Below are 22,569 nucleotides of genomic sequence, written 5' to 3'. Positions count from 1 at the left end.
TCGAAGCATCGGTAGCACTCCGAGGAGCACGGGACGTACACCCGCCACCCCCCGCGCCCCCTGCACACGACGGGGCTGCGCCTGCACTTCTGCGCAGGCGTGTTCGTCGCGCCGTTCCTGCTCGTCGCGGCGGTCACCGGGCTGCTGTACGCAGGCTTGTTCCAGGCCGGGAAGATCGTGTACGCCCACGAGCTGACCGTCCCGGTCGGCGCCCACAAGCGGCCGATCTCCCAGCAGGTGGCCGCCGCCCGCAAGGCCCACCCCGAGGGGGCCATCTCCGCTGTGCGGCCGTTACCGCAGCCGGATGCGACCACACGCGTACTACTGTCCGGGGTGAAGGGCATAGCCGCCGACCACACGCTCGCCGTGTTCGTGGACCCGTGCACCCGGCAAGGTGCACGGCGCGCCTCTCCCGCCGGGCGACGACGAGGCTGAGCAGCAGGCGGCGTACTGGACATGGTCGAACTGCACACGCCCGTTCCCCTTCCGTTCCGACGGCGCGTCGCGCTGCCGGTACCAGGCCACATCGGACGGTCAGAATCGTGAGGACGCCACAACGAACGGCAGGCCCCTATCGGGACACGCCCGGCCGGCCCGGCACCGACAACGCACCATCGCCGACCATCAGCCGACAGCGTGACTCCGGGACACCTCGGTCAGAAAAATCATGAGTCAGGCCCCAGGCCCGGGATAGCACCCACGCATTCTCCCGCCTCTCCTAGCACACGAACCCCGTGTGTCCTGTCGTGTCCAGACCTGACCGCCAACCAGGACTGGGTGACAGCTGACGCCCGCTGATGACGAAGAACGCTCGCAGCGCAGCGCGACCGCATGTCCCGACCGCTCCCGGGACACTTCGTCCGAACCGGCACTGAAGCTGCTCTGGACGGGACACCGATGAGCTGACTCCTCGTACACCCGGGACCGGCATTGACGGACTCCCCGGTGGCTCACCCCTACCAGCTGCCCCTCGCCAGCTTCCTCCCGCTCCTCCACCAGGTCCGAGAGAGTGCGCGACGAAGACGGTGCCGTCGCCTGTGAACGAGCCCGGCGCTCATTCGGTCGCAGTGCCCAGGCCACCTGCAGCGACGGGCTTCAGCTCGTTACTGCGCGGGCTCGAACGGGCTGATCAGCCGAATGCCGCTAGCCCCGATATCGACGGCCATGGGACTGTCCTGCTGTCTTCGCCTGCGTACGATCCGCCCGGCGGCCAGGCCCGCGCACCGCGCTCCGGGCAGGCGGCCCCCGTCACCGGAACTTCCACTCCGCGCCACGGCGGTACAGCTCGCCGAAGACCATCGCAGTCTCGGCCGAGGCATCCCTCTTGAGGTGACGAGTGTCCGCTGGCATCTCCTCGTGGAGTGGTGTCGCCGTTGACCGTAGTCGGTCGGGTCCGTCAGTCGTGCAGCGGCAGGCGAGTCCTCGCCACTGCGGCAGATGTGTTCTTCCTCGTCAGCGGTCTCGGCGGGCCTGAGCCGAGTCGACTAGCAAGGCGGCTACGTCATGGGATAGCCCGAGGCGGCGGATGAGCCCGTTGGTGTCGTGGCCGTGGGTGGCGAGGATCCAGGCGAGGTAGAGGCGGTTGAGGTCGGGGGCGTTGGGTCCGAGGAGGTCGGGGCGGACGGATTCCATGGGGAAGCCGTCCAGGGCGCGGGCGGTGAACCATGACGCGTCGACCGATTCCGGTGATACGGCGGGGTGGTGGCGGGCGGCGATCTGCCGGTGCCGGTGGGCGAGCACGGCCGACAGCGCAAGGATGGCGACGGCGGCGCCGAGGAGGAAACCGCTGAGCAGGGGGCGGATGCCGGGCGGGGCCAGGTCGACGGCGGTCAGTTCCAGGGTGGCCGCCAAGACCACTACCAGCAGGGCAGCGGCTTCCCGTGTGCGGGGGCGTAGCAGAGCGGACAAGGTGGCTTCGCCTCTCGCTACTAAGTTCCGCAGCGGTAGTTGGGGTCGGTTGAGTGTGGGACGGGATGCCGGGCTGATTCGCTCCGATCGACCTGCGCGCCGGAGTCTGCCGGGTCCGTGGCGGCGTCGAGGTGCCAGTGGAGGTCGCGGATGCCGGGTTCCAGGGAGAGGCGGGCGACGACCTGTTCCAGGGCGCGGGTGATGTCGCCGGAGACGACCACGGTGGCGCGCAGGCTGGTGGCGTTGTCGCGACGGTGGGCGCGGAGGCCGGTGGTGGGCAGCCCAGCGGCGGTCAGAGCCTGGAGGAGCAGGGCGCGGATGTGGGTCTCCTCCGTACGGTCGCACTCGATGTGGACGAGGGCGGGGAGTTCGGTGTCCTGGTCGGTTCCGCTGGCGGGGGCGTGGTCGAGGAGGCGGCCGGCCGGGCGCAGCAGGACGTGGACGCCGAGGACGGCGATGGTGAGGATGAGGGCGAAGGCGAGGTGGCCGGAGGCGGCCATGACGCCGACGGCGGCCGAACACCACAAGGTGGCCGCGGTGTTCAGGCCGGAGATGCCGCCGCCGTCGCGCATGATGACGCCGGCGCCGAGGAAACCGATGCCGGAGACGACGTAGGAGGCGACCCGGGTGGGGCTGCCCGCGTCGGTGACAGCCTCGCTGTAGAGGACGAAGGCGGTGGCACCGAGCGCGACCAAGGTGTTGGTGCGCAACCCGGCCATCCGGGCACGCCATTGGCGCTCGATGCCGATCAGGGCTCCGCAGCCGAGGCCGGTGGCCAGGCGCAGCAGGAAGTCAAGGGTGGTCAGGGCGTGCACAGGGCACCTCCTCGGAACCCGCCGATGCACTGACGGCGGGAAGAACTCGGGCTGCTCCCGAGGCGCAGGCGGCGGCCCGGAGGGCCGCTAGCGCAACCGCGGTACGGGGCTCGGGAGCGGGACGGTGCAGGGCCGATGATGGCCGGGGTTGCTGTCCATGGATCTCGCCCCCTTTCCTCTGCCGGGCAAGGCGGCCCGGGTGGCGGTGCACGAAGATGCTGCCGGTTCCTAGGCCGCAGTGCGGCGGCCCTGGAACCGTCCGTGCACGGTCGTCGACCGGCATATCCCGCATACTTGCATGATTGCGCAACGAAGAACAAGGGCAGCGCTTCGCGGTGCGGCGGCCCGGGATCCTGCCAAAGCCCGGGCCGCCACCCTTCCCCGCCGGGCCGCCGACGGGTAGCTTATTTGCGTGAAGGTGCAAGTTGCATCGGTGGGGGCCGCCGAGGTGGACCGGGCGGTCGCGGTGCTTCGGGCGGCGGCCGATCCGACCCGCTACCGGCTGCTGTGCCTGCTGGACGGGCAGGAACTGCCGGTGAGTGCCCTGGCCGGTCTGCTCGGCGCCCAGGTTGCCGCCGTCTCCCAGCATCTGGCCCGGCTGCGGAAACTGGGCCTGGTGCGCGCCCGCCGGGAGGGCACCCGCGTCTACTACCGCACCGGCCCGGCCGGCATCCGCCGCCTCCTGGAGGATGCGGCCCTTCTCGCGGATGCCTGCGAGGAGGGAGGTCACGACGTGGACCCGGCCAGCTCGGGCAGGTACGCGTAGCCGACCCGCCGCACCGTGGTGATCGCGGCCGCGTGAGCGGGACCGAGCGCGCGGCGCACCCGGGCGATGTGGACATCGACGGTGCGCAGGTCACCGGTCGGAGGCTGGCCCCACACGCTGTACATCAGCTGCCCGCGGGTGTGCACCCGGAGCGGGTGCGCCACCAGGTGGGCCAGCAGCTCGAACTGCATATACGGCAGGGCCAGTGGACGGCCGTCGACCATGGCGGTACGCCGGTCGGGGTCAACGACGAGTCCCGCCGCGGGCTGGAGCACGGGGGGCGGCTGCGGGCCGGAGCCGTTCAGATGGTCGGAGTGCGGACAATTGGCGCGACGGTAACGCAAAGGCATATCCGCTCCGGAAGAGACGGCGGGAGAGGGGGCTGGGGCGTGCGGGCCGGTCAGGGGGCGGGTTCGAGGAATTCGAGCCGGTTGCCGACCGGGTCGAGGGTGAAGAACCGGCGGTGGCCCGGGAGCTGGCCGTCCCAGACGACGGGCGCGCGGTGGGCGCGGAGCCGGTCGGCCAGCGCGTCGAGGTCGTGGACACGCAGGCCCGGGTGGGTGCGGGTGCCGGGCCGGTAGGGGCTCTGGGTGCCGAGGTGGAGCTGGGCGCCGCCGTGTTCGCCGGTGAACCAGCAGCCACCGCGGACCGCGAGCACGGGTGGCCCGCTGGTCTCCTGCATGCCGAGCAGGTCGGCGTAGAAGGTGCGCAGCAGTGGCTCGCAGCCGGCGGGGGCGGTCAGCCGGACGTGGTCCAGGGTCGTGAGCATGGCAAGGAATCCTCCGGAACTGCCTGAGGTAAGGGGCGTTGGATGGTCAGTTGCCGTGGTGCCAGTGGGCTTCGAGGCGGCGGTGGCCGTCGGGGGTGGTGACGGTGTGCCAGTGGGCGTGCGGCCGGGCAGAGGTGTACGCACCTGTGCGCAGGGGGGCCGGGGTGTGGGTGGCGGCCGTGTGCAGCACGCTCTGGTCGAGCGGGCTGTCGGCAAGACGCCGTGCCACCTGGGTGACGAAGGCGAGCAGGCGCCCGGCGAGTGGCCGGGGTGCGGTGCCGGTGTAGCGGATGTGGTGGTGGGTGAGGGCGGACATGGACGTCACCTCCGTGGACAGGAAAATGCGGCAGAGCACGTGTATGGGTGTGACAACGCTGAGGTCAGTGGCGCCGGGCGGCGGCAGCGATCTCGCGTGCGGCAGCCGAGGGCAACCCGGTGAACCGGGCGAGCCAGTCGGCGTCGCGGCCCTGCTGAGCCAGCAGGTAGGCGAGATGGACCCAGGGGTCGTAGACAGGGTCATCGTCTGTCGTGCGGGTGGACGGCACGGGTTCGTCGAGCAGGTAGGGGCGTTCGACCCCGTCGGACAGGACCAGCCGCAGGACATGGAGGGTGGAGCGGGACATCAAAAACCTCCGGACTCCCGGGAGATATCGCCGCCGGAGCACGGCGACGGTTCGGGCAGATCCGGGCCGCCAGGGGCCCGGACCCGGGTGAAACACGGCGTTGGGGCCGCTACTGTCCCCCGGTTACGGCAGCGGTTCGAGGAATTCGAGGCGGTTGCCGACCGGGTCCTGGGTGTAGAAGCGGCGGCAGGTCGGCAGGCTCACGTTCCAGATGACCGGTGCTCCGTGCTGCTCCAGGCGGGCGGCGAGGGCGTCGAGGCCGGTCACCCGGACTGCGGGGTGGGCTTTGCGGGGCGGGCGGTAGCCGTCCTCGATCCCCACATGGATCTCCAGGCGGCCGCCGTCGGCGGCGGCGAACCAGCAGCCGCCCCGCCGGGCCACCCCCGCAGGCTGCGGGATCTCGGTCATCCCCAGCGCGGTGAGGTAGAAGCTGCGCAGGGCGTCTTCGGAGCCGGCCGGGGCGGCGAGCTGGACGTGGTCGAGTGCGGCGAGCATGCGGAACACACCTCACTTCGAGACGGGCCCGGGGCGGTGGTCAGCCCGCCCCGGGCCGGGCAGGGGTTACTGTCCGAGGGCGACCTGGACGATCTTGATGACGACCAGCACCATCGCGATCAGAAGGTAGGTGCGCAGCGCGCCCATGCCGATCTTGCGGGCGGTGGACATGGCGGGCCGGGTCAGGGTCTCCAGCGGAGGCATCCGCCAGTTCTCCTTGCCGGTGCGGTCGACGGGGTCTTCCTTGGTGCCAGTGCGGCGGCGGGTGAAGGAGTACCCGGCGGCCAGGACCCCGGCCACCCCGCAGGCAGCCATGATGTCGAGGATCGCGCTGGAGGAGATGTCCGGGAAGAGGACCGAGGCGGTCAGGATGACGGAGAGGGTGACCAGGACACCGACCACCGCCGCGGTGAACGCGTTGGTCTTGGGGCCGTTGACCCACGGGCCGAGCACGGCCTTGTCGTTGCACAGCAGCAGCAGGAAGACCGAGGCGGAGGGCAGCAGCACTCCGGCCAGGGTCTGCACGCCCTGGGTGAGCAGACCCAGCGGGGAGCCGGGGATGAGCACGATGGCGGCGGCGGCCGCGACGAGTCCGGCGTAGACGGCGTAGAAGCCCTTGGCACCCTTCACACCCCGGTGCAGGGAGTGCTTGATGCCGAACACGTCACCGATCGCGTAGGCGGTGGACAGCGAGACGGCGAAGGCGCCGATGATGGAGGCGTCCAGCAGGGCGATCGCGAACAGGACGCCGGCGACCTTGCCGGCCTTGGCCTCGATCCCGGTGATCAGGCCCGCGGTGTCGTCGAAGTTCCCGAACTCCTTCGTGCCCGCGAACGTGGCGGCGACCAGGCCCATCATGGCGGCCGCGCCGATGATGACAATGGCGATGCCGATCCACAGGTCGGCCTTCTCGTACTTCATGAACCGCGGCGTGATCCGCTTGTCGATCACGTAGGACTGCTGGAAGAACAGCTGCCAGGGGGCGACCGTCGTGCCGACGATGCCGATGATCAGCAGCATCACCGTGGCCAGCTCGCCGCTACCACCCGGGATGACCGGGACGACGAAGTCGTGGGCCATCTGCGACGACTTCGGGTGGATCATGAAGTACAGCGGTACGAGCAGCAGCGAGGCGGCACACAGCGCGATCGCGACGCGCTCGAAGCGGCGGAAGGACCCGGTGAACGCGGACGCGATGATGATCGCAGCGGCGAGGATCACCGACGCCGTCTTCGGCAGGCCGAGGTAGTCGGCGGCCATGGTGATGCCGATGAACTCCGTCACCAGGGTCAGCGCGTTGAGCAGGAACAGGTCGATGACACTGAACGCGCCCCAGAACTTGCCGAACCGCTCCAGGATGAGCCGGGCGTGCCCGACCCCGGTGACCGCACCGAGCCGCAGCACCATCTCCTGGTTGACGTACAGCACGGGAACCAGCAGAAGCAGCGTCCACAGCAGGCTGGTGCCGTAGTTCTGCCCCGCCTGGCCGTAGGTGGCGAACGCGCCGGCGTCGTTGTCGCCGACCATCACGATCAGACCGGGCCCGACTATCGCGAGCAGCGTCTTGAACTTGGCGGACAGACCCCGGCGCTCGCCGGTGTCGTCCTGCTTGATGGTGCCGAGCGCGCCGCGGATGTCGCCGATGTGCGCGTCGTCGAGCACGGCCGGGCCGCGCTGTGCGGGCACGGATGCCCGGTTCATGGTGGTCTTGGTGGTCATGACGGCTCCCAACCCCCTTGGCAGGGTGAGGTATTGGGGGCACGCGGCAGCGATCCGCCCTGCGAGCGCGCAGCCCTGCACCCCGGCACGGCAAGGCCGCACGGGTGCATGTGGGCGCGGGAAGGCGCAGGGAAGGTGGTTACCGCGTACCGGAGGTCGAAGAGGACATACGGGTACGGGGCCTACTGTGGCCCGGACTACTGCAACTGCAATCCATGTCTCTCGCCTCCTCCCGGCCGGGGCGCACGCGGGCGCCGAACGACACGGCAAGGAGCGGACCCGCCCCGATGACGGGTTCACCCCAACTCGTCAGAGCTTTGGCACTGCACGGCGTAATCCCCTGTGCCGGGGAAGCCACTTGGGGTCACCCCTTAAGCCGGGGAGACCTGTCCTGACCCTGGGCGTCTCTCGACGTCGTGGGGTCAGTGGCCTATGTCCGTGCAGACGCCTCACCGAACGAGGTGCCTTCTTCAAACCTCCAGAAGCATAAACCCCTACTTGCGCGATCATGCAACTAGTTGGCGAAGTCTTGACGAAGCCGCAGAGTGATGCGTGCCACCCTGCGCCCGGCCGCATGCCAACGACCTGGCCGTCTACGACGGCGGCACGGTGGTGGCCCACCACGAGCGGCTCGGCGGGCGGTTCGCCTCCCGCCTGGTCCTGGACCACTACCTGGAGGCGCTGCCGCGCAAGCCGGGGGCGTTTCCCGGCTCGACCGCACTGGAACAGGCCCGCGCGGCGGGGCTGTTCACCCCGCTGCACGACCAGTGGTGGACCGCCGCACGGAGGTGCGCACGGGGATCCAGCCGCGACCCGCGCGCTGATCGAGGTCCTGCCGCTGGAACGGCACATGGAACATGCGCATGTGGTGGCCGGGCTCGCGGCGGCCTGCCGCAGCGGCGCGCCGACCGCGGACGCGGTCGCACTGGAGGCCCGCAAGGCCGCCGAGGCGACCCTGGCCAGACGGTGCTGCCCGGCGCGCCGTCCCGGGCGGCGCCCGGCGGCGCGGCTTGATCACCATGACGCCGAACTTCTGTTCCAGGTGTTGACCGAGAGGGAGGAGAAGAACAGCGTCGCGATCGCCTCAAATGAGTTGTTTCGGGCTGGACGAAGACGTTCACCGACCCGAAGCTCTGCGCGGCCATCGTGGACCGGCTCACCTTCAACGGCGCGATCATCCAGACCGGCACCGAGTCCTACCGCCTCGCTCACACCAAGGCCCAAGCCGACAAGGACACCGGCTGACCGCGTCTCAGGCCCGCCCTGCTGCGGGCCTGAGGGACACTGTCACGAAGGTCCTGGCGGACGGTCCTACTCGGCTGTCTGCTCTGCTGGGGTCGACTGGGCCAGGCCCGCCGTCCACTTCTCCTCGATCCGGGCAGCCTTCCACACCAGCCAGGCGATCGCCCAGGTGGCGAAGAACAGGCCGACGATGACGTAGCCGACGATGTTGAGGTCGAGGCCGGAGACCCAGTCCCAGAACGGGCCGTGCAGATCCGCCTTGTCGGCGATGAGGCCGAGGAGTTCGACGGTGCCGATGATCAGGGCGACGGCGACGGACAGGCCGGTGATGGTGAGGTTGTAGTAGACCTTGCGGACCGGCTTGGAAAACGCCCAGCCGTAGGCGAAGTTCATGAACGAGCCGTCGATGGTGTCCAGCAGGGACATGCCGGCCGCGAACAGGATGGGCAGGCACAAGATCGCGTACCAGGGCAGGCCGGAGGCGGCGCCCGAGCCGGCCAGGACCAGCAGTGCGACCTCGGTCGCGGTGTCGAAGCCGAGGCCGAACAGGAGCCCCACCGGGTACATCTGCCACGGCTTGGTGATCGACTTCATCACGCGGCCCAGCAGGCGGTTCATGAGGCCGCGGTTGTTGAGCTGCTCCTCCAGCGCGGCCTCGTCGAAGTGGCCGGTGCGCATCTGCCGGAAGACCTTCCAGATCCCGGCCATGATCACCATGTTGATGACCGCGATGATGTAGAGGAACGTGCCCGACACTGTCGTGCCGATCCAGCCGGTGATGCTGTGCAGCGCGGAGTCGTCGTTCTCGACGGGGCCCGCCAGCTCCTTCACGCCCAGGGAGAGCAGGAACGCCAGGGCGAAGACGATGCTGGAGTGTCCGAGGGAGAACCAGAAGCCGACCGACAGCGGGCGTCGGCCCTCGTTCATGAGCTTGCGGGTGGTGTTGTCGATCGCGGCGATGTGGTCGGCGTCGAAGGCGTGCCGCATGCCGAGGGTGTAGGCGGTGATGCCGATGCCGATGCCGAAGGTCTTGCTGCCCAGGCTGTAGTGCTCGGGAGCCACGATCACGACCAGCGTGAACCAGCCGATGACATGCAGCGCCAGGATGAACGCGGCCATCCCGCCCAGGCTTGCCCACTCCTTGCGGGTCATCGATGTGCGGATGCGGTGCCACGAGATACCGCGGCCGGTGCCGGGAGCGGCAGGGCGGGACGTTGCGGAATCAGGAGCGGTGGTCATGGGGACGCGGGCCTTACTGCTTGGCGAGCGGCTGTTTTCAGCCGCACCTACCAGGTTTCTGCCAATGAGTTGCAACAACAATCTGCTGGCGGTAAAGCCGGGGTCAGGATTCAGCCAGCCCGCCGGAAAGAACCCCGGCCAAGACATCCACCGAGCCAGGGCTGGACATACGAGCGACATCAAATCCCACTGATATCGATCAACGATCGATCCCGAGAACGCCATCCCAAGTCACGGACACAGCCACTACGCCACCTCGCAGTTCCTGGCCCCCCCGACACAGTCACCCCGCACGCCCCAGCGACATGCGCAGCAGAGATACCCCGGACCCTGCCGTGCATTTGCACGACGTAGCCGTCGACACAACGGCAGGAGCCCCTTGGTGCCCAGGCGCCCGGTCGCACTGACCGGATCCCGGCACCGCTTGTGATCGGCCGAGGACGCGCAGTCCCCTGATATGGTTCCCCTGCACGAATGACCGGTGGAAACACCAGGTCAGACGGGCATCGGGACGTGGCGCAGCTTGGTAGCGCACTTGACTGGGGGTCAAGGGGTCGCAGGTTCAAATCCTGTCGTCCCGACCAACGCTTCACGCGTGGTCGAAGGCCGTATCCGCAGACGCGAGAAAACGACCTCCAGCATTCTCCGGGGCACGGGTGGTCACCACGCGATCGCCCTCCAACCGCGTCCATGATCCTCGACATCTCAGTCGAATGCGGACCACCCCGCGCCCCGAGCAGAGCTCCGCCCTCACCGGCCAGGAGCAAGAGGGCCGTTCACGAGCAAGCCGGGCCCTGCCGCTGCCCCTGGACAAGACGGTAGACCTCCCGGGCCACATACCGCTTCAGACAGCGGATGATCTCCCTGCGGGTCTTCCCTTCCGCCACACGCCGCTCGTAATACGCCTGGGTACGCGGGTCCCAACGCAGCCGAGTCAGCACGATGCGATGCAAGGCGGCATTGGCCTGCCGGTTGCCGCCACGGTTGAGCCGGCGATGGCATCTGCTCCCCGAGGAGTACTCAACCGGGCTTGCCCCGCACAACGCCGCGAACGACGCCTCGCCCCGCATCCGCTCGCTGTTGTCACCCAGGACCGTCAACAACACCGCCGCACTGTGAGGGCCGACTCCGACAGAGTCCAGGAGGCGGGGGTAGTGCGTTCCGATCACGTTCGCCAGGCGCTGCTCCAGCACTCGAGCCTGCACACCAAGCTGCTCAATGCGCTCGGCGAGCACCCGCACCGTGAACCTCGTTGCCCTCACCACCGGGTCCATCCCCTCGCCACCTTCGCGTAGCTGCAGGCAGGCAAGGACGAGCCCACGGCGTGAAAGACTCCGCAACTCGTCTCGCAGGGCCGGGTCGGCCGTGACCAAGAGGGCTTTGAGTTGGTTCACGGCCTGCCGTTTGGCACTCACCGCGGAGTCCTTGGCCATCAGGTACATGCGGGCAATCTCGACCGGGCCACTCCCCGACTTCACCGGCCACTGCGCACGGCCACTGAGCACAGAGCGGGCAGCAGCCACGGCATCGCCCTCATCCGACTTACTCCGTCGGCGCCGGGCCGATCGGCCAGGGCCGGGAGCCTCCACCGCCGCGATGCCTACAGACAGCAGATACCGAGACAGCGCTGCCCCGTAGTTGCCGGAACTCTCCACCCCCGCCCGCCGCACCACGCCGCGGCAAAGGGCCCACTCGACGAGGTCTCGATAACCACTCGCCGTGGTCGGGAAGCGCTCAACAGCCAAGACCTCCCCCACCGTCGAAACCACAGCCGCCACGTGGACATCACGATGCGAGTCGACTCCGAGCACCACCTCTCCGCCACGCGCACAGTTGTCCACGCCTTGCTGAGGGTTTGGCAGTTCGATGACCAATTCACCCCCTTCAGCGCCCACTCACAAGGCTCGCCGCCGGCCCGGAGAGCGGTCACAAGTGACACCGTGCAGGAAGCGCCCGCAATGCAGTGCTCTAGACACACTCGCCCGGTCCAGCGTCTGAACTCACTGCCTCGCCCCGGGTCGACACAAGATGGTCAGGACACGTCGGTCACAAAAGTCAGGAGCCAGTCCACGGTGCAGCAGCAGTGCTGAACATCATGCTTCCCAACAGCCAGACGCTTCTACCCCGCCACACCACCACGCGCCAAAGACCGTGCGTCAGCGCATTTCAACGCGCCCCGCGCGAACGCCGCCATGCCTGCCTGACCTGCTGACACCCCTCCGGCAGACCACTCAGCCGGCTGCCGGTACACCCTGCGGACCCTATCCGCTGCACCCACCCCCCTTCTCTCTCAGTGCATCCTTCTCCGCAGCCCAGCCCCCATTGTCAGAACCTCCCCGTAGCGTTGTGCGCCCTACTCGTGGCGGCTGCGGGGAGCGCTCATGGAAAAACGACGGGTTCGGCGCCATAGCCGACCTGGGGTTCGTCGGCCTCGACGACAGCGGTCCGGACGCCAAACCGGCGGTGATCACCGGCTACAAGGCCGCCCGGAACCGGCCCCTGACCCGAGGTCGGAAGCAGTCCAGCACCGCACTGACCGCAGTGCGCGCGCCCGTCGAGCACGGCTTCGCCACCTGAAGAACTGGAGGGTGCTCGGCAAGGTCCGCACCGCCCCGAAGCGGGCGACTTCCCTGGTCAGGGCCCTGCTGGTCCTGACGAACCGCGAGGTCTCCCAGTGGCCGACGATCTTCACCGAAGTCATCCGCCCACGAACAGGCCGAGCACCCCATAGCCCACGCACACCAGAGCCATCACCAGCAACTTCACGATGCACATCACTCATTGGCACGCCAAGGGCACCAGGAGCGCTTCACCGGGCCTGGCCCTGGTGGGCGAGCGGGGTCCTGAGTTGATCCAGATGCAGGGCGGCGAGCGCGTGTTTTCTGCTCGTGACACCGCCTCCATGAGGGGCGGCCGGGACATCACGGTGAACGTTCACACGGCTCCGGATGTGCCCACCGAGGAGACCATCCTTCGGGCTCTGGAACGGGCGCACATCATGCACGGTCTGTAGTTCGCGCGGCTCACCATCCCTTGGTGGGCCGCACGTTCTGCGGTGTCGCACGCAGGTGTTTCGAAGCGCGCGCTTTCAGCAGGTGATGTGTCAGAGGTGCTTTGCTGACGCGCCGATTTCCGTACGTTCCTCAGTTCGGCTGCGCCTGGTGCGCCAGCTCCACACTGTGTGTCCTACGAGGGCCACCGCTACGACACAGGCCCCGATGCGTACCGTGTTCAAGGTGACGATGAGGACTCGCGTGTCCGCCTCGGCCCTCAGTCGCTCGTTGGCCTCGAACACGGTGACCACCGGAATGAGCAAGCGGAACGGGAGCCCGCCGATGCCGGGGGTGCGTGCCACGTTTCCGATGAACCCCAATGGCGCGCCGAAGATCACCGCGCCGACTGCCCACACGCCGATATGGTCCGTGATGAGGCTGCCGCCGTGGTCCGGTACCAGCTGCCGTTTCATCCCTTCCGGTATCGAATCGTCGGATGCGGACGGAATTCCCGGCACAGGCGTGGGGTGCAGGTCTTTGAACACGTAGTAGGTGATGACGGCGACAACCAGACCGAGGGGCGCCAGCAGCGACGACTCGATTTTCGAGCGGCGCCAGTAGCCGACCAGGAATGCATAGCACGCCCACGTCCATCCGATGGAGAACATGGCACCCACGCCGGAGACGACGGGATTTCCTACCTTCTCAAAGGCGGGGCCGATCAGGCCGAGCAGCACACCCCCCACGACAGCCACGGTGACCGGCATAACACGGGTGCGCCACACGCCCATGTTTCCCTCTTCCCTTTTCCTTGGACCCAGTTGGCGCCGCTTCGGGGCTGTGAGGCCCCGAAGCGGCACACCCACCTATCCCACCCGCCGCGCGGATCTACCGCTCGGCGGAGGTGCCCGACACTAGTCGACGGAGTAGTAGGTAGTGCACCTGTAGACCAATCCCGCTCTGATGCTTGCCTGGGAGACATCGCCGGCAACAGCGGAGGAGCGTCGCTGGTCGCCGTTCATCTCCGCTGTGGACGTGTGGAACTTCGACGGGTGGTAGTAGTTCGAGTAACACCTTTTCATGGTCGTACCGCCGGATGTAGAGAGGTACCAGCCGTAACACCACGTGCCACCGCTGGACGGGTTTGTGCACTCATCCACCTCGGCGGGGCCCGCCGCGACGCCCGCCGAAACTGTTACCACACCCCATTCGGAGGGGTTGCCCAGTTGTGCGGGTACGGGGGTGCCGTCGCCCCGGTGGTGGACGGTAACGGTGGTGGTGGGGGCGGTAGTTCCGGAGCTCTGCGCCGTGGCGGGCGTCGTCAGGAGCCCGGCCGCAAGGGCCGTTCCGGCAACGCAGAAGACGACTGACCTGACAGCAACTTTCATGACATCTCCTCCCATAGTCCCCCCGTTGGGAACTCGAACAGATTTTCTACAGGCTTGCACCGGCCTGTAAAGGGAGGTCGAACGAGTTGGCCGAAAGCCTCACTTGATCGATTTGCGGGTTCATTCCGGATGTTTCATTACATAGCGACGCCTCTCTCTGGGTGCTTGCGTGAAGATCTCCTTGGAGGCCGGAGATCTTGGCATCCCTGTCTCCTGCCGCCTCCGCTGTGGTCAGCGGCCCTGCGAAGGGAGTCACCTATCGGCGAGTGCCGAATCATTGTCCGCGACAACCGGCTCGTGCCCATCGGAATGATCGACGACTACCTCTCCCTTGAGATGGTCCTGAAATTCAACGACGTCGGGCAGTGGACACTCAAGATCAATGTGGGGCGACCCCACGCCCGTATTCTTCAGCCGGGTTGCGGAATTGCCGTCTACCGCGAGGGTGTGGCCCAGCCCATCATGAGCGACCCCATCCAAGGGATGCGGAAGTACTGGACCGTTGATGAAGACTCCGGGGACGGTGCTCTGTGGATCACTGGTGCCGATGACAACCTCATCGTCGCCGGTCGCCTTGCGTTCTCCGATCCTGGCAATCCCGTGGAACAACAGACCCGGACGGCCGACAGTGCAGCCAGATCGAGAATCCGCCTACGCCCTGGAATCCCTTGTCGACTGGAACGCGGGATCACATGCCAGCGGTGACCGTCGAACGGCCGGATACACCACTCCCGACGGTGCAACGTGGCCCTAAGCTTTTTCAGCGTTGACCCTCCAGGGGGAGGGTGGCTGCGGTTATAAGCCCTGGGCTTCTCGGCTGCCTGGTCATCACCTGGGCAAGTGAGGTCGCGTACTACTGCGTCGATGTGTGGATCGTCGGCGTGTGCTCCTCGACCCCGTCACCGACGCCCCTATAACGGGGGGCGGTCGAGACCGCCCTGACCAGGTTGAAGACCTCGGGGCGGCGTATCGCTTGAGGCAACGGATGATCTCACGCCGAGACTTGCCCTCCGGGGTGCGGCGTTCGTAGTACGCCTGGGTGCGCGGGTCGTGGCGCAGCCGGGTGAAGACGATGCGGTGCAGGGCGGCGTTAGCCTGCCGATTGCCGCCGTGGTTGAGTCGGCGCGAGCTCCGGCCGCCCGAGGAGTACTCGACGGGGCTGACTCCACACAGGGCGGCAAAAGACGCTTCGGTGCTCAGCCGTTCGGAATTGTCGCCCATGGTGATCAGGAGCGTGGCAGCGGAGTCCGGGCCGATACCCACCGGCGCGAGCAGCTGCGGGGCATGGCGTTCAACGAGCCCGGTCAGTCGCTGATTCAGCTCGTCGATCTGCCCAGTGAGCTGCTCGATACGCTGAGCCAGCATGCTCAGCGTCATGAGAGTGGCCTCGGCTACAGGGGCCTCATCGCTCCCACCGGCCTCGCCCTCGCGCGGGCTGAGGCGTGCGCAGGTGCGGAACAGTTCGCGGTTGCCGAGGCCGGATAGTCGCTCCCGCAGGGCCGGATCGGCTACGACCAGGACGGCCTTGAGCTGGTTGATCGCCTGGGTGCGCGCCTTGACCGCAGAATCCTTGGCAATCTTGAACATCCGGGCGCTCTGCACCGGACCGTCGCCGGTCTTCGCCCGGGCCCGGGCGCGACCGCTGAGCACGGCCCGCGCAGCGGCCTGTGCGTCGAGCGGGTCCGACTTCCCGAGCAGTCGACGAGCCGAGCGGTCGGGCCGGTTCACCTCGAACACCACGACCTGCTGCGCCAGCAGGTAGCGCGACAGGCCCGCACCGAAGGTACCGGTGCCCTCCACTCCGGCCCGGCGCACCGTGCCTAACTTGCGAGCCCAGGCGAGCAGCCGACGGTAGCCGACCGCCGTGGCCGGAAAGGACTTGATGCCCAGGGTCTGGCCCAGTGAGCAGACCACTGCGGCGACATGAATCTCGCCGTGCGTGTCAACGCCCAGGACGACCTCGCCCCGGGTGGGCGGGCCTGTGCTGGTGGAAGAGGTGCTGCGCTGTCTGGTCGTCATGATGGTCTGCCTCCCGCGTGGTGATGTGCTGGGTGGCTGGCACCTGCCGGTCGGGCGGTCTGAACCGTGATGGCGCCTGAAAGACGGCAAGGCCCCTATTGGGACACGCCCTGTGGCTCGGTGACAGCAAGCACCATCCGCAACAGCAGTCGACATTCCCGCGACAAGACACTTCAGTCAAAAAAGTCATGCGCCAGACCCCGTCCGGAACAGTGCTACGCAACCGTCCCACTGCACTCAGCGCCACCGCATGCCCCGACCGCCCCCGAGAGACTTCGTTCGAACCGACGCCGCACCTGCTCTGGACGGGACAACGATGAGTTGACTCTCCGTCCGCCCGTGACCGGCATCGACGGACTGCTCCGTGGCCCGCCCTACCGGCTGCCCCTCGCAGACTTCCTCCCGCTCCTCCACCAGGTGGTCGGTCCCGGCCGCCGGCGTGTCAGCACCGGCGGCTCGCCCCTACTCAATGTGCGGCGGCATCACACCGCGGGCTCCTACCCCCAGCGGAACATTCTCCCCACAGGCGAACAGCCCGGAGATAGCCACTTTCTGGGGCTGGCGCACCACGTCGGCGAAATCGACGGACAGGGCGACCACGACCGGGCCCTTGGGAAATGCCGCAGCGAGTGCCTGAGAGAACTTTGGCGACTCAACACGGTGGAACCCTCTCCCGCGACGAGGATACGGGCGACCACAATCCGCCAACGTTCGCCAGCCTCGTCTCCAGTGACCGTGCCGCTCACAGCACGTGAAGCGTCCTGGACCACCAGAATCCACCGCAACGGCCCGTCGGCCGAACTGATCCAAGACGAAAAGCTGCAGCACAACGGCTTCCTCCGTCCCGTCGGCCACTCGCTGACGCGCCGTACTGACGCACTTGGCGAGATCCCGCCGCGCGACCGCGACAACTGCCCATGATCCGCCCGGAGTTGTCAGTGGCCATTGGTACACACAGTTTCAGGGCCGCGGGGTGCGGCCCGTGATCACGGGAGGGGAACCCGATATGTCGAAGCCGCCCGCCGACTATCACCACGTTCGCGCCCACATCCGTAGCAATCCGGGCCCGCGCGGCGCGCCGGATGTCCGGCTGGCTAACGGTCGGACTCGTCGCCCTCGCCGTCCTGTGGGTCAAGTTCTTCGGGCTCGGAGACACTTCCGCCAGCATCCCGACCGAGCAGCACCCCACACCGCTCGTCTCTCAGCCCGCGCCGTCCCGCGGATGAGCCGCCGACGCCGGCTGCGTATCCACCGCCCCCGCAGACCCGCCGAACTCGCCGCCGCGGGCCTCACCTTCGCAGCGGTCACGACCCTGCTGCCGCCTGGGCTGCGCGTCCTCCTCAGCGCCCTCATCACGCACTGGCAGTGGCCGTCGCTCACCCTCCTTGCCGTCGCTGGCGCCGGGGCACTGCGCGCGGGCCTCACCCGGAGCAGACAACGGCGCGACCGTGTCCGCCGGGCGGCTCTGTCCTTCCGGGCAGACCAGCTCGACGCCATGGACGAACGTGCCTTCGAGGAGGCTCTGCGCGACCTGATGATCCGTGACGGCTGGCGCGCACAGCGGGTCGGAGGAGGTGGCGACCAGGCCGCCGACGTGACAGCCGAGCACCCGCTTCTTGGACGTGCAGTGCTCCAGGCCAAGCACACCCGCATCGGCGCCAAGGTCGGCGCTCCCGTCCGGTACGCGGTCAACCGCACCGCCGGTCCCGTGCACGGCGCACAGCATGCGGTGATCGTGACCAACGGGGGCTTCACTCGCGATGCACCTGCCTGGGGTGCGCGCCACCACATCCACCTGGTCGACCGCGAACGACTGCACCAGTGGGCCCAGGACGGTGCCGCCCTGCACGAACTGTTCGCCCTGCCCACCCGTCCGCGCCGCATGCTTCGCCGCGCCGCCTGATCCCACAGCCACGTTCCAGCTCTTCAACTCGCCCTGGAGGATGGTCATGTTCGACGAGGACGGCCGTCTCGATCCGTTCCTGAAAACACTGCTCTACGGCGTCTTCGCCCTCGCACTCGGCAAGATGCTGTGGACGTGGCTGACCGGCACCGCCGTGGCGTGGATATTCAACGGACCCTGGGCATGGCTCACCGGCCATCCCTGGTGGGCCGCCCTCATCGGCGCCGGCGCGCTGGTGATGCTCGTGGGCGCAGCCAGGGCCGTGCTCGTCGTACTCGGCTTCGCAGGCGGCTACGTCGGACCCCTGCCTGCCGCCCCACCCGGGCCGGAACCGGACACGGCCGACGAAGGCGTGACCTTCCGCATGCGGGAGCTGGCGGCCATGAGCCCGAGCGAGTTCGAGGAGGCGTGCGCCGAGCTCCTGGTCCGTGACGGATTCACCGACGTGCAACGCGTTGGCGGAGCAGGGGACCTGGGCGCCGATGTCCGTGCGGTCGACAGCGACGGCGACCTCGTCATCCTCCAATGCAAACGCTACCGCGCACGCGTCACCTCCGGGCACGTGCAGCAGTTCAACGGCACCGCGCGGCCCCACCACGGCGCCGACGTGGCCATCATGATCGGCCTGGCCGGGTTCACCGAGCCCGCTGCCACGTTCGCACGCCAGCACCACATCACCGTTCTCGGCCGCGCCGAGATCAAGAAGTGGGCGCATGGCACCCACCTGTACCAAGCCGTCAACGTCCTCACCTGACGTGTCTCCACCCGCCCGTCGGACACAGCCGAAGGAGAATCCGGCCCGCGCCACCTCGGCCACGAGGGCAGACCGCAGCCTGGGCGATGTCACTGGACTGCTTGATACTTCTGATCCTCATCCCCCTGATCGTCTGGCCCTTGGTGTCCTTCCAACACTCGGGCGCAATCCCTTGGTAGACGCCGCTGCACCCGCACCCCAGACTCCCGGGAACACTCGCCCGCAAAGCCAAAGACGACACCGGGCTGACGCCTGCACCGCGTCCGACACCTACTCGGGATCACGACCTGGGCAACCCGATGACCGTTGACAGGCACGGAAGCCGACAGCTTATTCAGGTCGATGCACGACCGAGGCGGCTTCTCCACAGCTGTCTGCGCCACAGGGCAGCGCACCAACGTGCCGACGATCGGGTCCGATCCGGTGGCCGAGCAGCGGTGCCGCCCGCTGCCAGCTCCATACCACCGACAAAACCCCGTGCACATTCACCATGCTGCCCTGTCCCGGAGGCAGCGCTCCAGGACGCGGCCCTGCGAGACAACCAACGGTGCCGTGCGGAGGCCCCCGTCGTGGCAAGAGCGGTGTCGCGTCCGATCCGCTGCCCATGAAGTCATCGGCATCATGGCGGTCGCTGGCGCCCGGTCCCCGGCTTTCCGCCCTCAAATCGGAGATCGAGCCCGCCGATACCGAGGGTGCCTCCTCGAAGGGGACCGGCCGTGCATAATCGGCGCAGGGAAGCATGATCTCCGTTCATGGGATGCGCCCCGCAGAACAAGGGCAGCGCCGGTGGGGGTGCCAGCGCTCCCTCGCCCCTCAGGGGAACAAGGCGAGCTGTTCGTCCTCCGGTGCTTGGGCGAGGCCGGGATCCTCTGCGTATTCCGGGTCCAGGTCTGCCGGCTCGGCGTCCGTGCCTTCCTCGATCACTCCCAGCGCCGCCGCTACGCGCTGCCCATTGACGTTGCCTGCCACCTCGGTGGTGGCCAGCTCCTCCAGGGAGGATTCCTCAGCCTCACCCGCCTCTGCCTCGGCGACCGTCGGCAGCACGTAGTGCTGGGCGAGGCTCGCCAGGTGCAGGGGCAGGGGGAGGGAGAGTGCGTCCAGGTAATCGGGGGCTTGGCGCAGCTGGTGCACCGCCAGAGCGAGTGCTTCGGGTGAGTCGCCGGCATCCTCGTGGCAGCCCAGCACTGCGATCTCCACTAGCCCGGGGTTCCAGGCCGGGATGTGTGTATCGATGGTGGGTTTGCCCTTGTTGGGTCCCTGGCGCAGCGGCCGGGGCGCGATTTTGTCGGCCTCGACGGCGGAGTCTCGGAAAGTGCTCGCTTTGGGTGTGGTGCTGTAGAAGATCCGGCCGGAGGAGCGTGCCGCGCCTTCGTCCTCCATCCACAGCCCCTGGGGCAGGCCGTTGACTTCACCGGGAGAGGCGTTGCCCCACCACTGCGGGGTCTCCCGCCCTGCTGCCGTACGTACGCGAATCAACCGGAGATCGGGGTCGAGTCCCACCGGCTGCGCGTGCCCGGGCTTGATCAGGTCCCGTTCGGTTCGGCCGTCCTGGAGCCACGGCCAGTGCAGCCGGCTGTTCTGCGAATGGGTCAGCAGAGCAGTGGGTCGGCCGCGAAGAGAGCGGACCATTTTCTGGAGGTATCGGGCGGTCGCCCGGCGCTGTTCGTCCATGTTCTGCTGCCAGACGCGGTACTTCGAGCGCTGCTGCGGTACGAAGGCCGCGGCTTCGGTGTCCGTGGGCGGCGCAGCCTCGGTGGGTTCGCTGACCTCCGGGATTTCGGCTGTCTTGACCAGGCCGAGCAGGAACTGGGGGTAGGGAATCCAGCGTCCTGTCCGCTCGTCCCAGCCTGTGACGGCCGCCAGGCCGCTGCCCGGTGCCAGCGGTGTGACCATGACGGCCACCGGGGTGTGGCGGGGCAGTCGGGTGGGGCCGTCCTTGCGCCGCTTGACCATGTACGTGGCGACGTAGCGCAGGTCCTTGGGGATGGCTTCGCCGAGCGTGTGCTCGGGTAGGACACGGACACCGTACTGGCGCAGAGCGTCCTCCCAGCCCGAATGGACCCGGTGGGAGAGGTTCTTCTCGCTGTTGTAGCCCTTGGCCTTCGTGGGGACGAGCGCGAATTGCGTCAGGACGCCCGCGTCCGCACAGCCCAACCGTAGCGCGTACTTGGGGTCATCCAAACGGTGGGCGAAGTCCTGGCGGCGGTCGATCTCCACGAGGGCGAAGCTGGGGTGAAGCGGGTCAGCTCCGTCGTCTGCCAAGAATGCGGCGGCAGCCTTCCGCCGGGCGTTGATACCGGCCTCCAGGGCTTTGCCCCTGGGCCGCGCTGCGGGGTCGATGCCCAGAGTGTCGGTGATTCCCTTGGTGGTGCGCAGACAGCGGAGGCGGAGAGTGAGTTCCGGGGCTTTCCATTCGAGAGTGACGGGGCTTCCGGGTACGGCCCGCTCGTATGCGTTCTCGGCAGTGGCTGACTCCGGGCGGCTGCCGTCGCCGTCCAGCCCGAGGACGTCGGCGAGGGCCTCAATGGCCGCATCCCGGAACGACGGGCTCTGCCACAGCAGTCTGGCTTCGACGAGGCACCCGCCTCCCGTCCCCTTGATGACCTCGACGGGGTCCTGTCCCTGGTTGATCCTGGCTGCCACCGCGAGTGCGGTCCGGCGGGCGCGGGCTTCGCGTTGCGCCTCCGCTTCCTTCTCCGCCGCCTTGGGCTTGGGCCGGGCATTGGCGGGGGCGCTGCTGCCGGCGCTCGCCCGGCTGAGGGAGGGTACCCGGCGTAGCTGCTCGGGCAACGCCTGTTCGGCCCACTGGACGATCTGTGAACGCTGGTGTGACATGAGGCCGGCACCGATGCCGTGAGCACCCATGTGCGTGCTGTGGACGACGGCGGCGCGGGTGCCGTCCCCGTCGCCGATCCACTCCTCCGGTGTGGCAAGCAGGCTGGCGGGGTCGGGGAAGGGTCGGTTGAGCGCCAGCCTGCCGAGGATCTGGGCGGGGCCGTTGTTCTTCCAGGCATAGCCCTCGGTGCCGCGGTCCCAGGTCAGCCGGGCCACGGCGTACCGCTCGCTGATGGGTGCTCCGGGGAGCCAGGGGATGCCAGGCAGCAGGTAGACCGAGGTGTCGCGGCCGTACGGCAGCCGCAGGCGCTGTTTCCTCGCGTCGAGGCGAGTTGCCCAGCGGCGTACTCCCGTGTGCAGGTGGAGACGGGGGCGAGGGTCGAAGGGGACGGTGTGTAGCGAAATGTTGATCACGATGGAGAACCACCACTCGCGCCCCTTGACCACATGCGAAAGAGGCTGTGAGAGGAGTTCCGCTCCCTGCTGGCGCGGGCCTCGCGGCACGGCCCGGAAGTGCAGGCTGCCGGCGCTGTGTTCGTAGGGTCCCAGGGCGAGGATGCGCCGGGCCAGGGCATCGGTTGCGAGTTGGTATTGCCGGTCGCGCGGAGCCGCGGTTCCACCGTCGGTCGTGGGGCAGTCGAGGAGGTCGACGGTGACATCCTGCCACTGCGGCGGGCAGGAACGCAGCGCCGTGTGGGTGTCCAGGACTGCCCGGTGATGTGCGGGTTCGGGGCGGAGGTCTTGAAGCCAGGCGCCGCTCAGCCGGTTCAAGGTGTCGCCGGGAAGCGGGTGGGGGGCGTCGGAGGGGGTGTAGAGCCAGAAGTCCTCGGCCAGTTGCTGCGGGTCGCGGGGACGGCCGCGGACGACCAGGTCGGGGGCGAGGCTCTGCAGAACTCCGTTGAATCTGGCGACGGGCGCAGCGCGGTAGGGCTCGGCCTCGGGGGGACGGCCTAGGTTGCAGAGGTCCAGAACGCTTTCGTGCCACTGCTCCGCAAAGGGCAGTGCCCGGTAACGGGCGGTCCAGGGCGCCGCGTTGGGCTTCAGAAGGTAGGCGGCCCGGCTGGTGTCGCGGTACTTGGCGGCCATGGTCTTTGTAGTCTC

Annotated in this window: 23 protein-coding genes, 1 tRNA gene, 2 pseudogenes and 1 riboswitch; of the genes and pseudogenes, 11 read left to right on the top strand and 15 right to left on the bottom strand. The window is 68.2% G+C overall.

Annotated features, from left to right (window positions below; all coding sequences use genetic code 11):
- The first annotated feature begins 99 nt into the window (after positions 1-99).
- Entirely contained in the window at positions 100-435 is a 336-nt protein-coding gene (locus BG418_RS39125; RefSeq protein WP_399002030.1) for a PepSY domain-containing protein, read from the top strand.
- An 816-nt stretch (positions 436-1,251) separates the two neighbouring features.
- On the opposite strand, the pseudogene BG418_RS39120 reads toward BG418_RS39125, so the two are convergent.
- The 3 genes and pseudogenes from BG418_RS39120 to BG418_RS39110 form a co-directional block, all read right to left on the bottom strand.
- Positions 1,252-1,329 (bottom strand): annotated as a pseudogene (locus BG418_RS39120) (TerD family protein); the annotation flags it as partial.
- Positions 1,330-1,452: 123 nt separating this feature from the next.
- Complete coding sequence (locus BG418_RS39115) at positions 1,453-1,851, bottom strand: hypothetical protein (protein WP_188278842.1); 399 nt, start codon at positions 1,849-1,851, stop codon at positions 1,453-1,455.
- A gap of 77 nt (positions 1,852-1,928) precedes the next feature.
- A complete protein-coding gene (locus tag BG418_RS39110) occupies positions 1,929-2,723 on the bottom strand; it encodes an MgtC/SapB family protein (protein ID WP_188278841.1) in 795 nt (264 codons plus the stop codon).
- A 412-nt stretch (positions 2,724-3,135) separates the two neighbouring features.
- On the opposite strand from BG418_RS39110, the gene BG418_RS39105 reads away from it, so the two are divergent.
- A complete protein-coding gene (locus BG418_RS39105; protein ID WP_188278840.1) occupies positions 3,136-3,489 on the top strand; it encodes a helix-turn-helix transcriptional regulator in 354 nt (117 codons plus the stop codon).
- On the opposite strand, the gene BG418_RS39100 is transcribed toward BG418_RS39105, so the two are convergent.
- From BG418_RS39100 to BG418_RS39075, 6 genes are all read right to left on the bottom strand, one after another.
- Positions 3,450-3,839 carry a winged helix-turn-helix domain-containing protein gene (locus BG418_RS39100; protein WP_188278839.1) on the bottom strand — a complete coding sequence of 130 codons (390 nt, stop codon included), beginning with the start codon at positions 3,837-3,839 and terminating at the stop codon, positions 3,450-3,452. The two genes, BG418_RS39105 and BG418_RS39100, sit on opposite strands and share 40 nt — an antisense overlap.
- Positions 3,840-3,889: 50 nt before the next feature.
- Positions 3,890-4,258, bottom strand: a complete 369-nt coding sequence (locus tag BG418_RS39095) for a VOC family protein (RefSeq protein WP_188278838.1) — start codon at positions 4,256-4,258, stop codon at positions 3,890-3,892.
- A gap of 46 nt (positions 4,259-4,304) precedes the next feature.
- Positions 4,305-4,574 carry a hypothetical protein gene (locus tag BG418_RS39090; RefSeq protein ID WP_188278837.1) on the bottom strand — a complete coding sequence of 90 codons (270 nt, stop codon included), beginning with the start codon at positions 4,572-4,574 and terminating at the stop codon, positions 4,305-4,307.
- A 64-nt stretch (positions 4,575-4,638) separates the two neighbouring features.
- Positions 4,639-4,881: a hypothetical protein gene (locus BG418_RS39085; RefSeq protein ID WP_188278836.1), complete on the bottom strand. Its 243-nt coding sequence runs from the start codon at positions 4,879-4,881 to the stop codon at positions 4,639-4,641.
- A gap of 123 nt (positions 4,882-5,004) precedes the next feature.
- Complete coding sequence (locus tag BG418_RS39080; protein ID WP_188278835.1) at positions 5,005-5,376, bottom strand: VOC family protein; 372 nt, start codon at positions 5,374-5,376, stop codon at positions 5,005-5,007.
- Positions 5,377-5,442: 66 nt separating this feature from the next.
- Complete coding sequence (locus BG418_RS39075) at positions 5,443-7,095, bottom strand: NRAMP family divalent metal transporter (RefSeq protein ID WP_188278834.1); 1,653 nt, start codon at positions 7,093-7,095, stop codon at positions 5,443-5,445.
- Between the two features lie 293 nt (positions 7,096-7,388).
- Positions 7,389-7,563, bottom strand: a riboswitch (M-box (ykoK) riboswitch).
- A gap of 84 nt (positions 7,564-7,647) precedes the next feature.
- Between BG418_RS39075 and BG418_RS39070 the strand changes: the two genes are divergently transcribed.
- Together BG418_RS39070 and BG418_RS39065 are read left to right on the top strand one after the other, a co-directional pair.
- Positions 7,648-8,109: a hypothetical protein gene (locus tag BG418_RS39070; protein WP_188278921.1), complete on the top strand. Its 462-nt coding sequence runs from the start codon at positions 7,648-7,650 to the stop codon at positions 8,107-8,109.
- Positions 8,105-8,340 (top strand): annotated as a pseudogene (locus BG418_RS39065) (ATP-binding protein); the annotation flags it as partial. The gene BG418_RS39070 and the pseudogene BG418_RS39065, both read left to right, overlap by 5 nt.
- A 66-nt stretch (positions 8,341-8,406) precedes the next feature.
- On the opposite strand, the gene BG418_RS39060 reads toward BG418_RS39065, so the two are convergent.
- Positions 8,407-9,576: a HoxN/HupN/NixA family nickel/cobalt transporter gene (locus BG418_RS39060; protein ID WP_188278833.1), complete on the bottom strand. Its 1,170-nt coding sequence runs from the start codon at positions 9,574-9,576 to the stop codon at positions 8,407-8,409.
- A gap of 507 nt (positions 9,577-10,083) precedes the next feature.
- Here BG418_RS39060 and BG418_RS39055 point away from each other — a divergent pair.
- Positions 10,084-10,160, top strand: a tRNA-Pro gene (locus BG418_RS39055).
- 192 nt (positions 10,161-10,352) lie between these two features.
- Here BG418_RS39055 and BG418_RS39050 read toward each other — a convergent pair.
- Complete coding sequence (locus tag BG418_RS39050) at positions 10,353-11,450, bottom strand: IS110 family transposase (protein ID WP_223186057.1); 1,098 nt, start codon at positions 11,448-11,450, stop codon at positions 10,353-10,355.
- Positions 11,451-11,922: 472 nt separating this feature from the next.
- Between BG418_RS39050 and BG418_RS39045 the strand changes: the two genes are divergently transcribed.
- Together BG418_RS39045 and BG418_RS39040 are read left to right on the top strand one after the other, a co-directional pair.
- The gene (locus tag BG418_RS39045; protein WP_188278920.1) at positions 11,923-12,153 is read left to right on the top strand and encodes a hypothetical protein; all 231 of its coding nucleotides are present in this window, start codon (positions 11,923-11,925) and stop codon (positions 12,151-12,153) included.
- Positions 12,154-12,343: 190 nt separating this feature from the next.
- On the top strand, positions 12,344-12,589 hold the full coding sequence (locus BG418_RS39040; RefSeq protein ID WP_188278832.1) for a hypothetical protein: 246 nt from the start codon (positions 12,344-12,346) through the stop codon (positions 12,587-12,589).
- 90 nt (positions 12,590-12,679) lie between these two features.
- Here BG418_RS39040 and BG418_RS39035 read toward each other — a convergent pair whose 3' ends face one another.
- Both BG418_RS39035 and BG418_RS39030 read right to left on the bottom strand, forming a co-directional pair.
- Positions 12,680-13,360, bottom strand: coding sequence for a hypothetical protein (locus BG418_RS39035; protein WP_188278831.1), 681 nt, complete (start codon positions 13,358-13,360; stop codon positions 12,680-12,682).
- Positions 13,361-13,483: 123 nt separating this feature from the next.
- A complete protein-coding gene (locus BG418_RS39030; protein WP_188278830.1) occupies positions 13,484-13,957 on the bottom strand; it encodes a lactococcin 972 family bacteriocin in 474 nt (157 codons plus the stop codon).
- Positions 13,958-14,254: 297 nt separating this feature from the next.
- On the opposite strand from BG418_RS39030, the gene BG418_RS39025 reads away from it, so the two are divergent.
- Positions 14,255-14,662, top strand: coding sequence for a Gp37-like protein (locus BG418_RS39025; RefSeq protein WP_188278829.1), 408 nt, complete (start codon positions 14,255-14,257; stop codon positions 14,660-14,662).
- Positions 14,663-14,785: 123 nt separating this feature from the next.
- On the opposite strand, the gene BG418_RS39020 is transcribed toward BG418_RS39025, so the two are convergent.
- A complete protein-coding gene (locus tag BG418_RS39020; RefSeq protein WP_223186055.1) occupies positions 14,786-15,976 on the bottom strand; it encodes an IS110 family transposase in 1,191 nt (396 codons plus the stop codon).
- A 339-nt stretch (positions 15,977-16,315) separates the two neighbouring features.
- On the opposite strand from BG418_RS39020, the gene BG418_RS39015 reads away from it, so the two are divergent.
- The 3 genes from BG418_RS39015 (at position 16,316) to BG418_RS39005 (ending at position 18,633) form a co-directional block, all read left to right on the top strand.
- Positions 16,316-16,897, top strand: a complete 582-nt coding sequence (locus BG418_RS39015; protein WP_188278828.1) for a hypothetical protein — start codon at positions 16,316-16,318, stop codon at positions 16,895-16,897.
- A 301-nt stretch (positions 16,898-17,198) separates the two neighbouring features.
- Positions 17,199-17,879: a restriction endonuclease gene (locus tag BG418_RS39010; RefSeq protein ID WP_188278827.1), complete on the top strand. Its 681-nt coding sequence runs from the start codon at positions 17,199-17,201 to the stop codon at positions 17,877-17,879.
- 46 nt (positions 17,880-17,925) lie between these two features.
- On the top strand, positions 17,926-18,633 hold the full coding sequence (locus tag BG418_RS39005; protein ID WP_188278826.1) for a restriction endonuclease: 708 nt from the start codon (positions 17,926-17,928) through the stop codon (positions 18,631-18,633).
- An 813-nt stretch (positions 18,634-19,446) separates the two neighbouring features.
- On the opposite strand, the gene BG418_RS39000 is transcribed toward BG418_RS39005, so the two are convergent.
- On the bottom strand, positions 19,447-22,554 hold the full coding sequence (locus BG418_RS39000; RefSeq protein WP_188278825.1) for a pPIWI_RE module domain-containing protein: 3,108 nt from the start codon (positions 22,552-22,554) through the stop codon (positions 19,447-19,449).
- Positions 22,555-22,569 lie beyond the last annotated feature (15 nt).

This window comes from Streptomyces sp. CBMA152 (genome assembly GCF_014596475.1).
Lineage (GTDB): Bacteria > Actinomycetota > Actinomycetes > Streptomycetales > Streptomycetaceae > Streptomyces.
Note: the sequence above shows the minus strand (reverse complement) of the source record. Positions and strands in the feature narration are given on the sequence as shown.